Source organism: Variovorax sp. Varisp53 (assembly GCF_059491555.1).
Map to the genome: position 1 here is coordinate 919,158 of NZ_CP168512.1, position 13,812 is coordinate 932,969.

Here is a 13,812-nt window from a genome sequence, read left to right on the forward strand (position 1 = left end):
CATGCTGTGCATCGACGACCTGAGCGAGCTCGACCTGCACTACGCGTCCGTCGAGTACCTGGTGCGCGAGGCGGCGCAGCAATGGGAGCGCGACGAGGCGATGGCGCTGCGCCGCGCGGTGTTCTGCATCGAGCAGGGCATCTTCGTGCGCGACGACCGCGATGCCATCGACGACCATGCGCAACTGCTGGTGGCGATGTCCTGCGCGGCGGGCATGCCGGAGCAGGTGGTGGGCACGGTGCGCATCCACCGCGGCGAGGCAGATGGCGAATGGTGGGGCTCACGCCTTGCCGTGCATCCCGCGTTCCGCAGCCAGGGCCACCTGGGCGTGACGTTGATCCGCCTGGCGGTTTCGCGCGCCAACGCGCTCGGCTGCAAGCGCTTCTTCGCGCAGGTGCAGATGCAGAACGTGCCGCTCTTTCGCAAGCTGGGCTGGCAACTGCTCGAAGAAACCGGCGTGCACGGCCGCCCGCATGCACGCATGCAGGCCGACCTCGGCCGGTACCCGCCCTGCCACGACCCCGTGAGCGGTTTCGTCACGCGCTCCAAGGTGCTGTCATGACCGACAACGTCCACGAAATTGCCGAAGCCCTTCGCGCCACGCGCGGCTTCGCCCACAAGCGCGACATCAGCGATGTGGTCTCCGCCCTCGGTCGGGCGCTTCCGGGCGGCCACGCGGCGCTCGCGCAGGCCGTGCCCATCGGCGACGACTGCGCCGCCATTCCCGACGGTCACGGCGGCTACCTGCTGTTCGCCATCGAGGGGCTGGTCGAGGACTTCATCGTGCGCATGCCGTGGTTCGCGGGCTACTGCGGCGTGATGGTCAACGTGAGCGACATCTACGCCATGGGCGGCCGGCCGACCGCCGTGGTCGATGCACTGTGGAGCACCGGCATGAGCCCTGCGGACGACGTTCTGCGCGGGCTGGCCGAGGCGGCTGTGCGCTACGGCGTGCCCATCGTCGGCGGCCACAGCAACAACCGCAGCGAGCGGCCGCAGCTCGCGGTCGCGATCCTCGGCCATGCGCGCAGTCTGCTCACCAGCTTCGATGCGAAGCCCGGCGACCTGCTCGTGATGGCGGCCGACCTGCGCGGCGCCTACGAGGAGCCCTTTCCCTACTGGAACGCATCGACCGCGGCGGGCGCCTGCGCGCCGACCTCGAAGTGCTGCCCGCGCTGGCCGAAGAAGGCCTGTGCCGTGCGGCCAAGGACATCAGCATGGCGGGCGCGGTGGGCACGGCCATGATGCTGCTGGAGTGCTCGGGCGTGGGCGCGCGCATCGACCTCGACGCACTGCCCAGGCCCGTGGGCGTGCCGCTGATGCGCTGGTTGTCCTCGTTTCCGAGCTACGGCTTCGTGCTGAGCGTCGCGCCCGCGCGGGTGGGCTCGGTACTGGCGCGCTTCGCCGCGCGCGACATCGCCTGCGGCGTGATCGGCGAGGTCGACGCCGCCCGGCAGGTGCGCCTGCGTGCCGGTGGAGAAGAAGCCCTGCTGTGGGACTTCGGCAGCGACGCCTTCATCCAGCCACCCGCCATTCGACTGGAGGCCGCCGCATGCCCGTGACGCACTTCCGCGTGCGCTGGCCCGACGCCAGCGAGACCCGCTGCTACTCGCCCTCCAGCGTGGTGCGCGAACACCTCGTGCCCGGCGAGCCCTATGCCCTCGGCGAGTTCATGCGGCACACGCGCGAGGCATTGGGCCTGGCCAGCGAACGCGTGCGCGCGAAGTACGGATTCGCGTGCTCGCAGGCGATGGACCAGCTCGCGGAAATCGAACACATCGCTGCGCGCTTCGCGGAAACCGAAGGCGCGCAGGTCACCGTCGTCGCCTTCGACTGACGACCCCATCCCAGAGAGAAAGAAGCACCCCATGTCACACCCCTACGGCGGACGCAGCCACTACAGCGTCGTCATCGTCGGCGGCGGCCAGGCCGGCCTGTCGCTGAGCCACTGCCTGCAGCAGCGCGGCATCGACCACCTCGTGATCGAGAAGCGCAGCCTGGTGCACACCTGGCGCACGCAGCGCTGGGACTCGTTCTGCCTCGTCACGCCCAACTGGCAGTGCCAGCTGCCGGGCTGGAGCTACCTCGGCAGCGATCCGCACGGCTTCATGGTCAAGGACCAGATCAACGAATGGCTCGCAGCCTTCGTCGAGCATGTGAAGGCACCGGCCATCGAGGGCGTGACGGTCGAGCGCGTCTCGCGCGATGCAGAACGCGAGCGCTTCAACGTGCAGACGGACACCGGCCTCTACACCGCCGATCAGGTGGTCGTGGCCTCGGGCGGCTACCACCGCCCCATCGTGCCGCGCCTCGCCGAGAAGCTGCCTGCGGGTGTGGCGCAGTTCCACTCGGCGCAGTACCGCAACCCGGCGCAGCTGCCCGAGGGCGCGGTGCTGGTGGTGGGCTGCGGCCAGTCGGGCGCGCAGATCGCCGAAGACCTGCACCTGGCCGGCCGCAAGGTTCACCTGGCCACAGGCCACGCGCCGCGCTGCGCGCGCTTCTACCGCGGCCGCGAGGTGGTCGACTGGCTCGCCGACATGAAGTACTACGAGATGCCCGTCACCGAGCATCCGCTGCGCGAAGGCGTGCGCGACAACACCAACCACTACGTGACCGGCCGCGACGGCGGGCGCGACATCGACCTGCGGCGCTTCGCGCTCGAAGGCATGGAGTTGTATGGGTTGCTGAGCGGCTTCGACAACGGCGTCTTCGAGCTGCAGCCCAACCTGCGCGACAACCTCGATGCGGCGGACGACACCTACAACCGCATCAACGCGTCGATCGACAAGCACATTGCGGCGAAGGGCATCGAGGCGCCACCGCCTTCGGTCTACACGCCCGTGTGGGAACCGGCGCAAGAACGCACGCGGCTCGACCTTGCGGCGGCGGGCATCGGCAGCGTCGTATGGTGCATCGGCTTCTCGCCGGACTTCGCGTGGGTCGATGCACCGGTGTTCAACGGGCGCGGTGCGCCGGTGCACCTGCGCGGGGTGACGAACGAGCCGGGCCTGTACTTCCTGGGCCTGCCGTGGCTGCACACCTGGGGATCGGGGCGCTTCTCTGGCGTAGCCGGTGATGCAGCGTTCCTCGCGGAAGCCATTGAAAACAGAAAATCGAAACTGCGCGAGGGCCATGCCGCGGTGGCACGAACACTTCATGCCGCCTAGTGGTCGAACATGCGCCGATGGTTGTTCAGCGCTTGAAGAACATTGTCCTTCGCGCATTGCGAAATGCCGGCCGAACGCGTGAGCTCCGTGCCGTTGCGCGCACCGCCAGCCAGGCCGGGCTGTCGAGTGCGTCCGGGCCTTCGAGGTCGTAGCAGGCGTAGTACCTGGGAGAGCCAAGAGCAACGACATAGCGCGAGGCCCGCACCGTTCCCTTGACCGCGGCCAGCCCGGGCAGATGCTCCTGCGCATACCAGGCGTTGAGTTCTTCCTCGAATTCCGGAAGTACGTCTGTCTCCACAACGTAGTGGAACGGGGCGACCCGGCCATGCGAAGCGCCCGCTATCTCCTGCGTGCAGACAAGGCGATGCCATCCGGAGCCGCCGCGCGGGAGCGTGTCGTTCGGCAATACGTCGCCTGACAGGTAGAGGTAGATTGCGCCATCGTCCACGGCCTGCCAGGGCCGGGCTTCCGGATAGAGCCGACGAAGTTCAGCCATGAGCAATTCGTCGGATGCGGCGGGTGCGTCCAGCTTGAGCAACCAAAGGTCTTGCATCGCTCGCTTCGGTTCAGTGCGCGACGTTCAGCGCCACGAGCAACCGTGACACCATGTTGTAGGCCGCCACGGTCGCCACGAGTTCCACGACGCCCTTGGCATCGAAGTGCTGCTGCACCTGCGTCATGAGGGCCTGCGGCACGACGATCTGCCGGGTCATGGCGTCGGTGAGTTCCAGTACCAGGCGTTCCATCGGCGTGAAGACGTCCGGCAATGCCTCGTCGCGAACGGCCGCGATCTTCTCGCTGCCGAGGCCGGCCTTCTGTGCGTGGGGCACATGCGCGTCGAACTCGAAGCTCGCGCCATTGAGCACGGCGACGCGAAGAATGATCAGTTCGCGCAGATCCGCCGGCACGCCGGTCTGGTTGCGCACGGCAGTGAGCAGGCGCTCCCAGCCGGAAGCGATGGGCCCGCTGTTGAGCAGCACCCGGTAGAGCAGCGAGACGCGGCCGCGCTCCGCCATGATGCGGGACTCGACCTCGGCCAGTTCGGGCACCGTGCCGGGCTGCACCAAAGGCACGCGGATGTGGGAGGTGGTCATTGATCGATCCTGATGTTCTTGTCTTGAATCAGCTTGGCCCATTTGTCGGTGTCGCGCTTCAGCAGCGCGGCCAGTTCCTGAGGCGTCGATGGCGCGGGCTCGGTGCCCGCCTTGAGCAGCTTCTCCCGCACCTGCGGATCGGCCAACGTGTTGCGCACCGCCTTGTTGAGCGCGTCGACAACGGCCGCCGGCGTTTTGGCAGGCGCGAACATGGCATACCAGTTGTTCGTGTCCACGCCCTTGATGCCTTGCTCCTCCAGGGTCTTGACGTCCGGCAACGACGGCAGGCGCTTGGGCGACGCCACGCCAAGTGCCTTGAGACGTCCGCCCTGCACGTAGTTGAGCAGCCCTGGCACATCGCCGAAGAAGCCGCGCACCTGCCCGCCCATCAGGTCGGTGATGGCGAGAGCTCCACCTTTGTAGGGAACGTGCAGGAGCTTGGCACCGGTGGCGTCCTTCAACTGCTCGATGGCCAGGTGCGGAATGCTTCCGATGCCGGACGACGCGATGGCAGTGGGGTTGGGGCGGCTTTTCGTGGCCGCCACGAACTCGGCGGCATCCTTCGAACCTTCGTCCTGATTCGCGACCAGCAGTTCGACGTTGTTGACGACCACGGCAACAGGCGCGAAATCGCGTTGCATGTCATAGGGCAAGGTCTTGTAGAGCGCAGGATTGATCGCGGCGGCGCCCACGCTGGTCAGCCAGACCGTGTTGCCGTCCGGCGGGGAGCGCACCACGCTCACAGCGCCGATCGCTCCGTTTGCGCCCGGCTTGTTCTCGACGATGACTGTGCGCCCCAGTTCCTTGCCAAGCCGCTCCGCCATGATTCGAGCGACCAGTTCGACCGGGCCTCCCGGCGCGAAGGTGATGACGATGCGCATGACTTGCGGTTGAGCAACTGCGTTGGTTGCGATGGAAAGGCCGAGCGCGGCGGCGAGAAAAAATTGCTTGATCACGAGTTTTGTCTCCGTCAGGGAAATTGTTGGAATGCGTTCAATCGCAACGTGCTGTCATGCCGCCATCCACGACGAGCTCCGTGCCGGTAATGAAGCGTGCCTCGTCGCTGGCCAGGAACAGCACGGCGCTCGCGGTGTCGCGGCCGTCGCCCATGAAGCCGAGCGGGATGCGCTTCTGGCGTTGGGCGAGCAGCGCCTCGACGTCGCCGCCTGCGCGCTGCTTGGCCAGCCGCGTCTCGACCATCGGTGTGTGCAACTGCCCCGGCACCACGCTGTTGACCCGCACGCCCTTCGCGGCATGTTGAACGGCAATGACGCGCGACATTTGAATGACGCCCGCCTTGGTCGCCGCATAGGCCACCTGCGCGCTGCCGGTCCAGCGCATGCCCGAGGTCGACGAGATGTTGACGATCGAGCCCGCGCCCTTGGCCAGAAGTGTGGGAAGCACGTGCTTGCAGGTCAGGAACACGCTCTTGAGGTTGATGTCGATCTGCGAATCCCATGCGTCTTCGGCAAGTTCCACCGGCCCTCCGGCTGCGGAGCCACCGACGTTGTTGACCAAGATGTCGATCGTTCCGTAGGTCTGCAGGCAAGCCGCCGCCATGGCTGCGACGCTGTCGCTGCTGGTCACGTCGCAGACCCAGGGCGTGATCGAGGCGCGTGCAGCGCCGGCGAGCTCAAGGGTTTCATCAAGCCGCGCACGATCGCGGTCGACCGCCAGCACCCTGGCGCCTTCTTCCGCCAGTCGCACTGCAATGGCCCGGCCGTTTCCCCAGCCGGCACCGACGCATCCGGCGCCGGTCACGATGGCCACTTTGTTCGCAAATCGCAAGCTCATTGGTTGTCTCCAAATTGATAAATTCGTTGGGGGTTGTGCTCGAGCAAGGCTTCGCGCGCGGCTTGGCTCGGTGCGATCTCGGCGATGAGATCGACCAGTTGCCGTTCGTCCGGAATGGGCCCGGCATGGTTGGGATGGGGCCAGTCGTTGCCCCACAGCACGCGGTTGCCGAATTCCGCGACCAAGGTCCTGGCGAAGGCTTGGGCGTCTGCGTAAGGAGGCCCCAGGCGCGTGATGCGGTCCATGCCGCTGACCTTCACCCAGAAGCGCTCGTCGGCCATCAGCATCAGCAGCGCCTGGAAGTCCGGGTGGTTCAGGCCGAGGGCCGCGTCGATCCGGCCGATATGGTCGATCACCACAGGCGTTGGAGAGCGTCGCAGCGCCGGCGCCAGATCGGTCAGCAGGGCAGGGTCGCCGTGTATCTGCAGGTGCCAGCCCAGCGGCGCGATGCGCGCGGCCAGAGCAAGGACGTCTTCGATCGGCGTATGCCGCCCCAGGTGCCCCATGAAGTTGAAGCGAACGCCCCGGAAACCGGCTGCGTGGAGGCGTTGGAGTTCGGCATCGCGGACGTCCGTTGGCAGCAGGGCAATGCCACGATAGTCGCCGGGACGTGATGCGACGGCGTCTTCTGTCGCACTGTTGTCGAAGCCGTGGCAGCTCGACTGGACCACCACGCAGCGCGTCAGGCCCAGGCTGTCGTTCAGCGCGTACAGGGCTTCCTTGGGGGCATCTTCGTTCGGAATGAAGGTGGCGCCGGGCGCGTACGGAAAACGTGATCGAGGGCCGAAGACATGGCAATGTGCATTGCATGCCCTGGATGGAAGAGTCAATGTCATGCCGCGAGTGTTGCAACCCGCGGATATCGGTGATAGGTATGATTGTCTATATCAGCTATGCTCATCCGCTATGGAACTGCGGCAGCTTCTCTACTTTGTCACGGTGGTCGATGCCGGGAGTCTCAGCCGAGGTGCTGTGGTACTCGATCTCGCTCAACCCAGTCTGAGCAGACAGATCGCGCTTCTCGAGGCCGATCTCGGACAACGGCTGCTTGTGCGAACGGGGCGTGGCGTGGTGCCGACCGAAGCAGGAGAGGCCTTGCTGATTCATGCCCGCGCGATGCTCGACATTTCCCGGCAAGCGCGTGACGAGTTGCGCGACATGGATGAGAGCCCTGCCGGCCGGATCATCGTCGGCATGCCGCCCCGTGTGGCGTTGGGGCTGAGCACGCCGCTGGTCCAGCGATTCAGAGAGAGGTTCCCGCGCGCGGTAATCACGGTGCTCGAAGGACTGAGCGTGGCACTGCGCGAGTCGTTGATTGCGGGAAGGCTGGATCTTGCGCTTCTGTTCGACCCCGCGGCCTCACCCCAGTTGACGTTCCAGCCGCTGATGCGAGAGAAGCTGCTGCTGGTCGCACCGCCCGCAAGCAGATTGCCGGCCAAAGTAGGCCTGGCCGCGTTGGCAAACTACCCGATGGTGCTGCCGAGCGCTCCGAATGCGATTCGCCATCTGCTTGACTCCGTGTTGATTCCGCGCCGAATCCAGTTGCAGGTTCTTGCGGAAGTCGGTGCCGTCCAGACCGTGCTCACATTGGTCGCGACGGGTGTTGGATGCACGATCCTGCCGGAAAGCGCACTCCGGGCGAGCGACAACGAGAAGCTGCAGCGCGCGCCCATCGGTCCCCCGGCAATCTGGAATGCGCTGGTGCTGGCGACGCCGGTGGCGCGTCCCGCAACGCGCCTGACACGGGGGACCGCGCAACTCTTGCAGGAACTGGATTTCCGCCAGCGCTAGCCGGGTCAGACCTGCGACCGGGAGGTACGGGTTGGCTTGCAATCGAGTGCAAGCAGACACATAGCTGGCAGACATAGCTGATATAGGAGCAACCAGCTTACGAATGCTGATATCGCCACGGAGACTCCGGCACCATGTCCATCGAAAACCAGTCAACTCCCGCAGGCGGGGCTCTTTCACAGAGCAAGCTGATCTCATACCGCCCGACACACGCGAGCGCGGATGTCCAGATCGAATTCAATGACCAGGGCACGGGGCCCGTGATCTGCATCCTGCCGTCGCTGGCACGATCGGGGCGAGACTATGACGTCGTTGCAGCCCATCTCGCAGCATCAGGTTTTCGCGTCCTTCGACCTGAACCGCGCGGCATCGGTCGCAGCAAGGGGCCGATGGAAGGGCTCGATCTGCACGACTTCGCGAGCGATGTCGCCGCGGTCCTCGACAGCGAGGAAGTCGGTCCGATCGTGATCGTCGGCCACGCGTGGGGCAGTCAACCCGCCCGCACACTGGCGGCAGACCGTCCGGATCTCGTATGCGGTGTCGTCATGGCGGCGGCTTCCGCCGGCAAGCTTCCTCCCGGATCGACCGAGAAGCCCTACAGCCGGCTGCGCGATGAGATCGATGGCGCGGGCGATCTCTCACTGTCGGAGCCTCGAAGGCTCGAGTGCCTTCGCAAGGCTTTCTTTGCGCCGGGACACGATCCCAGCGTGTGGCTCGGCGGCTGGTTTCCCGCAGCCCACGATGCACAAGGTCGCGCCCGGGAGATCACCCCCGTGGATGACTACTTCTCCGCGGGCGACCGCGTACCCATCCTCGACCTTCACGCCGAGCATGACGCCGTGGTCATCCCCGACATCATGAAGCCGATGCTGGGCGATCGCGTCACCGTCGAGATCGTTCGCGACGCGGGGCACGCCATGGCTCCCGAGCAACCGCACGCGATGAGCGACGCGATCGCGTCCTTCGCACGGAAGGTGTACCTCGCTGTCTGAGCGGTGAATGCAGGTTTCCAGCCGAGGGCCTGCTCAGCCGGATGCCAGAAGAGCGGCTGTCGCCTTCTCCCGCAGGGAAAGCAATGGGCCGCTGAGCTCCTGCTCCACGTCGTCCATGTTGGCTGCGGTGGCGACACTGACGTTGAGCACATAGATCGGGCGATCCGCCAGAACGATCGGCGCTGACAGGGCGATCACTTCCGGTTGCCATGCGGCGCTGCAGTAGCCGCGCTGCTCGACGCTGAGTTTCGCGGACTGGATCTCGTCTCGCAACTGCCCCCATCCGGTGGGGCGTCTGCTGCGGAACAGTGCCAGCAGCGCTCGCCTCGTGGATTCCGGCGCGATCGCCAGATAGGCGCGGCCCAACGAAGTGAGTTCCATCGGCACCCGTTGACCTGCCACCACATGGCGTAGCGCAACGCGGCGGTTGTAGCGAACGGATTCGAGATAGACCATTTCGTCGCGATCGGGCACCGCCAGGCCGACGTTGATGCGCATCTTTTCGGCCAGCGCGCGCATCAGCGGGGCGACCGTGTTCAGCACCGGCGAGCCCGCGCGCATCGCATGGGCCAGGCTCAAGACATGTGCCGCAAGGCGGTAGGCCCGACGGGCGCGATCGTGCTCCAGCAGGCCGGTTTCCACCAGCGTCTGCGTCAGGCGGCTCACGGTGGCACGGGACAGTCCTGTGCGTTCCGCGAGCTCGCCGTTGCCAAGCAGATCGGCGCCTGGCCTGAACGCTCTGAGCACTTCGACACCGCGCACGAGCGACCGGTTGAGCATCGGGTCTTCGTGGTGTGGCCGGCGCGCTTTTGCAGAGGGTGTGTTCGACATGTTCCGCGAGTGGCACGTGGCGCTGAAAACGTGAGGAGTGGCGCCTGGCAGCGTATCACCGATTTCCACCTGTTGGAAATAGGGGGGTGTGCGAACCGCTTGGCAAACCTAAGCTTCACCCATTCGATGAGAAACGCGCTCAACGCAGCCGTCGATGGGGCTTCCCGTACTTCCCTTGCCAAACCGGAGACAAATCCATGCAGATCACGCTGACATTGGCGCGTGCTAAACGAGCCGTCTTTTTCTCTTGCGCCGCTGTTACAGCAAGCCTGACGGCGTTCCCCGCTTTCGCGGCGTTTCCGGACAAGCCTGTGAAGATCGTCGTGCCGTTCGCGCCGGGCGGTGGCACCGATCTCGTGGCGCGCACCATGGGCATCACCATGGGCCAGGAGCTGGGTCAACCGGTGATCATCGACAACAAGCCCGGTGCAGGCACCATCATCGGAACCGATGCCGTCGCGAAGAGCCAGCCCGACGGCTACACGCTTGTCATGGCGACCGTCGCGCACGTGGTGAATCCGAGCCTCCTGCCAAAACTGCCCTACAACTACGAGAAGGCATTTGCGCCGGTCATGCTGGTGGGCATCTCGCCGAACGTGCTCGTCGTTCGGGCCGAAAGTCCTTACAAGTCCGTGGGCGACATCATCGCCGCAGCCAAGGCCCATCCCGGAAAGCTCTCGTTTGCATCGCAGGGCGCCGGCACGTCGGCTCACCTCGCAGGCGAACTCTTCAAGAACCTCACCAAGACCGACATCACGCACATCCCCTACCGCGGTGCCGGTCCGGCCATCACGGATCTGCTGGGCGGCCAGGTCGATGTGATGTTTGCCACGGCCGCTGCGGTCGGCACGTTCATCGAAAGCGGCAGGCTGCGGGCGCTGGCCGTGACCACCGCCTCGCGCTCCCCGGCGCCCTCGCTGGCCAAGGTGCCGACCGTCGCGGAGAGCGGCGTGCCCGGCTATGTGGCGGACAGCTGGTATGGCCTCTATGCGCCGGCCGGAACGCCACGGGACGTGATCATGAAACTGAACGCTGCCGCAAAGAAGGCCGTCCAGACCGAGGCCTTCCGCAAGCGCGTGGAAAGCGAAGGCCTCGTGATCGACGCAGGTTCGCCGGAGGCGTTCGACCGCTATGCCAAGGGTGAAGAAGCCCGCTGGCGCAAGGTGGTCAAGGAAAACCACATCACCACTGACTGAGGCCAAGAAAAAAATGACCGAAAACCTGATCCAACTCGACGTCGTCGACGGCGTCGCCACACTGTGGTTCAACCGCCCCGAAAAGCGCAATGCCATGAGCGACGACATGCGCACCGAATTCATCGCCGCGCTCGAGCGCGTGGCGAACGACAAGGCGATTCGCGCCCTGGTGCTGACGGGCAAAGGTAAAGGCTTCTGCGCCGGCGGCGACATCGCCGGCATGGAGCGCCGGATGCAAGCGCCCGCGGGCGAGATCGGCTTCAACGGCTGGAGCCGCCAGCAACGCGTGCACCACACACAGTCGCTGCTGCACACCATGCCCAAGCCGACCATCGCCGCCGTCAACGGCGCCGCGTCGGGCCTGGGTGCCGATACGGCGCTCGCCTGCGACTTCATCATTGCGTCGGATGCGGCGAGCTTCACCTGGTCTTACATCAACCGCGGCATCATTCCCGACGGCGGCGGCATGTACTTTCTGCCTCGCCGCGTGGGCCTGGCCAAGGCCAAGGAGTTGATCTTCGGCGGCCGCAAGGTCGAGGCCGAAGAGGCGCTGCGTCTTGGCATCGCCGATCGCAAGGTCGATGCGGGCAGCCTGATTGCAGAAGCGCAGCGCTGGGCCGCCGAAATGAGCAAGGGCTCCGTCACGGCGCTGGCGCTGGGCAAGACCATCCTCAACCAGAGCTTCGAGTTGTCGGCCCATCAGGTGTTCGCCCAGGGCAGCCAGGCGCAAGGCATTTGCTACACCAGCACCGAGCATCGCGAATCGGTGATGGCGTTCCTCGCCAAGACCTCCACCACGGCCGCCAAGGAGTGATGAACGCCATGAATGCCGTGAATGCCATCTCCCGACTCCTCAAGCCACGCAGCGTCGCCGTCATCGGTGCGTCGGGCGACGCCACCAAGACGGCGGGCAGGCCCATCTCGTACCTCGTGAAGCACGGCTTCTCCGGCGAAATCTATCCGGTGAATCCGAAGGCCGATCGCATCGGCGAACTGGCCTGCTACGCGGACGTGGCTTCGCTGCCGGCGGTGCCTGACGTGGGCATCGTGTTGCTGGGGGCCGAGCGCGCCCACCTGGCGGTGCGCGACCTGGCCGCTCGCGGCACCGCGGCAGCCATCGTGCTGGCCAGCGGCTATACCGAGACCGGTGAAGAAGGCGCGCGCCGCCAGCGGCAGCTGATGGAGGCGGCCGGGTCCATGCGCATCCTGGGGCCGAACACCATCGGCCTGGTCAACCTCACCGACAACATCGTGCTGTCGGCCACGGGTGCGCTCGAGATGGCGCACTTTCCCGTCGGCGGCGTCGGCGTGGTGTCGCAGAGTGGCGGCATCCTCGGTTCGCTGCTGTCTCGCGCCGCGGTGCGCGGCATCGGCCTGTCCAAGCTGATCTCGACCAGCAACGAGGTCGACCTGGAGCTGGCGGACTTCATCGATCACCTCGCCGAAGACGAGGCCACGAAGGTCATCGCGCTGTACGTCGAGACGGTGCGCAATCCGGAGAAGTTCCGCGCTGCGGCGCTGAAGGCGGCACGCGCGGGCAAGCCCGTGGTCGCGTTCAAGATCGGCCGCTCCGAGGCGGGCGCCAAGGCGGCGGTGTCGCACACCGGCGCGCTGGCCGGTGCCGACCGCATGTACGACGCGCTCTTCAGGCAGGTGGGGGTTATCCGTGCCCAGACATTCAATGACCTGCTGGACATTCCCGCCGCACTGGCCACGGGCCGCAAGCTGCGCGGCAATCGGGTCGCGATCCTGACCTCCACCGGCGGCGCCGGGACGCTGGTGTCGGATGACCTGGGCTTGTCCGGCTTCGATACGCCCGCACCCGATGCCGCGACGGCCGAAGCATTGCGCGCGCTGCAGACCGGCGACCATGCCGTGCTCGATCGGAACCCGATCGACGTGACCCTGGCGGGCCTGCGGCCTGACTTGCTGCGCGGCGCCATCGACGTGCTGTTGAAGAGTCCCAGCTACGACGCCTTGACCATCATCGTCGGCTCGTCCAGCCTCGCCATGCCCGAATTGATGGCCGGCGCGATCCAGGACTGCCTGCCGACTTCGGACAAGCCCGTCATTGCCTACGTGAGCCCGCACGCGCCGGAAATCGGTGCGTTGCTGACACAGCGCGGCGTTCCCGCCTTTGCCGCGGCGGAAAGCTGCACCGCTGCGCTCGGCGCCATGTTGCGGGCCAGCCAGTGGAAAGACCCGGGCGAGCCGACCGTCGCCACGCAGCCGGTCGAGATGGGTGATCTGTCTTCGGGCTCACTCGACGAGGCGCAGGCCAAGCAGCTCTTCAGCCGCTTCGGCGTGCCGTGCGCGCGAGAGCTTGTCGTCACCGAGCCAGCACAGGCCGAGGCCGCAGCGCGCGAGCTGGGTGGCCGCGTCGTGCTGAAGATCCTGTCGGCCCAGGTCACGCACAAGAGCGACGTGGGCGGCGTGGCGGTCAACCTCACGCCCGACACGGTGGGCGCGCGCCTGCTGCAGATGGCGTCCGAGGTCGAGGCCCATACCGGCACGAGGCCGCAGCGATTCCTGGTGCAGGAAATGGTGGCCGGCGGTACCGAACTGATCCTCGGCATGCACCGTGATGCGCTGGGCACGGCCATCCTGCTGGGAATGGGCGGCATCACCGCCGAGCTGTTCAAGGACACGGCGATGCGGCTTCTGCCGGCGCAAGGTGGCCTGAGCCGCGACGAGGCGTTGGGCATGGCGCGGGAACTGAAGACGTGGCCGCTGCTGGACGGCTTTCGCGGCCGGCCCAAGGCCGATGTCGAGGCGCTGCTGACGGCCATCGTCGCTTTCTCTCGCATGGCGGCCCAACTGGGCGACCGTCTGGTCGAAGCCGAGATCAATCCGGTGTTCGTGCTGCCGCAGGGGCAGGGCGTGCGTGCAGCCGATGGCGTGGTCGTTCTCGCCTGAAGAAATCGAACCCCTCAATCAGGAGAACCTG

Annotated in this window: 14 protein-coding genes and 1 pseudogene; 9 read left to right on the forward strand and 6 right to left on the reverse strand. The window is 66.2% G+C overall.

Translation table 11 applies throughout. The features are described 5' to 3' along the window. The first annotated feature begins 1 nt into the window (after position 1). From ACEOAB_RS04125 to ACEOAB_RS04140, 4 genes and pseudogenes are all read left to right on the forward strand, one after another. Positions 2-562 (forward strand): MSMEG_0567/Sll0786 family nitrogen starvation N-acetyltransferase, encoded by a 561-nt coding sequence (locus ACEOAB_RS04125; protein ID WP_413748174.1) that lies wholly within the window; start codon positions 2-4, stop codon positions 560-562. Beyond that, positions 559-1,562: pseudogene (locus tag ACEOAB_RS04130) on the forward strand (sll0787 family AIR synthase-like protein). Before ACEOAB_RS04125 ends, ACEOAB_RS04130 begins: the two are co-directional and overlap by 4 nt. After that, positions 1,553-1,837 carry an MSMEG_0570 family nitrogen starvation response protein gene (locus ACEOAB_RS04135; protein ID WP_413748176.1) on the forward strand — a complete coding sequence of 95 codons (285 nt, stop codon included), beginning with the start codon at positions 1,553-1,555 and terminating at the stop codon, positions 1,835-1,837. Before ACEOAB_RS04130 ends, ACEOAB_RS04135 begins: the two are co-directional and overlap by 10 nt. 31 nt (positions 1,838-1,868) lie before the next feature. Continuing rightward, a complete protein-coding gene (locus ACEOAB_RS04140; protein WP_413748177.1) occupies positions 1,869-3,167 on the forward strand; it encodes an MSMEG_0569 family flavin-dependent oxidoreductase in 1,299 nt (432 codons plus the stop codon). A 25-nt stretch (positions 3,168-3,192) separates the two neighbouring features. On the opposite strand, the gene ACEOAB_RS04145 is transcribed toward ACEOAB_RS04140, so the two are convergent. The 5 genes from ACEOAB_RS04145 to ACEOAB_RS04165 are packed head-to-tail and all read right to left on the reverse strand — an operon-like array spanning position 3,193 to position 6,891. Next, positions 3,193-3,720 (reverse strand): hypothetical protein, encoded by a 528-nt coding sequence (locus ACEOAB_RS04145; RefSeq protein ID WP_413748178.1) that lies wholly within the window; start codon positions 3,718-3,720, stop codon positions 3,193-3,195. A 13-nt stretch (positions 3,721-3,733) separates the two neighbouring features. After that, positions 3,734-4,261 (reverse strand): carboxymuconolactone decarboxylase family protein, encoded by a 528-nt coding sequence (locus ACEOAB_RS04150; protein ID WP_413748179.1) that lies wholly within the window; start codon positions 4,259-4,261, stop codon positions 3,734-3,736. Continuing rightward, positions 4,258-5,217, reverse strand: coding sequence for a Bug family tripartite tricarboxylate transporter substrate binding protein (locus ACEOAB_RS04155; protein WP_413748180.1), 960 nt, complete (start codon positions 5,215-5,217; stop codon positions 4,258-4,260). The genes ACEOAB_RS04150 and ACEOAB_RS04155 overlap by 4 nt, the downstream gene beginning before the upstream one ends. A gap of 37 nt (positions 5,218-5,254) precedes the next feature. Further along, the gene (locus ACEOAB_RS04160; RefSeq protein ID WP_413748181.1) at positions 5,255-6,055 is read right to left on the reverse strand and encodes an SDR family NAD(P)-dependent oxidoreductase; all 801 of its coding nucleotides are present in this window, start codon (positions 6,053-6,055) and stop codon (positions 5,255-5,257) included. Beyond that, positions 6,052-6,891 (reverse strand): amidohydrolase family protein, encoded by an 840-nt coding sequence (locus tag ACEOAB_RS04165; protein WP_413748182.1) that lies wholly within the window; start codon positions 6,889-6,891, stop codon positions 6,052-6,054. The genes ACEOAB_RS04160 and ACEOAB_RS04165 overlap by 4 nt, the downstream gene beginning before the upstream one ends. Positions 6,892-6,961: 70 nt before the next feature. On the opposite strand from ACEOAB_RS04165, the gene ACEOAB_RS04170 reads away from it, so the two are divergent. Beyond that, entirely contained in the window at positions 6,962-7,846 is an 885-nt protein-coding gene (locus ACEOAB_RS04170) for a LysR substrate-binding domain-containing protein (protein ID WP_413748183.1), read from the forward strand. Between the two features lie 134 nt (positions 7,847-7,980). Then, entirely contained in the window at positions 7,981-8,838 is an 858-nt protein-coding gene (locus tag ACEOAB_RS04175) for an alpha/beta fold hydrolase (RefSeq protein ID WP_413748184.1), read from the forward strand. A gap of 33 nt (positions 8,839-8,871) precedes the next feature. On the opposite strand, the gene ACEOAB_RS04180 is transcribed toward ACEOAB_RS04175, so the two are convergent. Further along, positions 8,872-9,618 carry an IclR family transcriptional regulator gene (locus tag ACEOAB_RS04180; RefSeq protein ID WP_413748185.1) on the reverse strand — a complete coding sequence of 249 codons (747 nt, stop codon included), beginning with the start codon at positions 9,616-9,618 and terminating at the stop codon, positions 8,872-8,874. A 248-nt stretch (positions 9,619-9,866) separates the two neighbouring features. Between ACEOAB_RS04180 and ACEOAB_RS04185 the strand changes: the two genes are divergently transcribed. From ACEOAB_RS04185 to ACEOAB_RS04195, 3 genes are read left to right on the forward strand one after another with little or no spacing between them, the layout of a single operon-like run. Further along, positions 9,867-10,865, forward strand: coding sequence for a tripartite tricarboxylate transporter substrate binding protein (locus tag ACEOAB_RS04185; protein ID WP_413748186.1), 999 nt, complete (start codon positions 9,867-9,869; stop codon positions 10,863-10,865). 13 nt (positions 10,866-10,878) lie between these two features. After that, positions 10,879-11,679 (forward strand): enoyl-CoA hydratase/isomerase family protein, encoded by an 801-nt coding sequence (locus tag ACEOAB_RS04190; RefSeq protein WP_413748187.1) that lies wholly within the window; start codon positions 10,879-10,881, stop codon positions 11,677-11,679. An 8-nt stretch (positions 11,680-11,687) separates the two neighbouring features. Beyond that, positions 11,688-13,781, forward strand: a complete 2,094-nt coding sequence (locus tag ACEOAB_RS04195) for an acetate--CoA ligase family protein (RefSeq protein ID WP_413748202.1) — start codon at positions 11,688-11,690, stop codon at positions 13,779-13,781. Positions 13,782-13,812 lie beyond the last annotated feature (31 nt).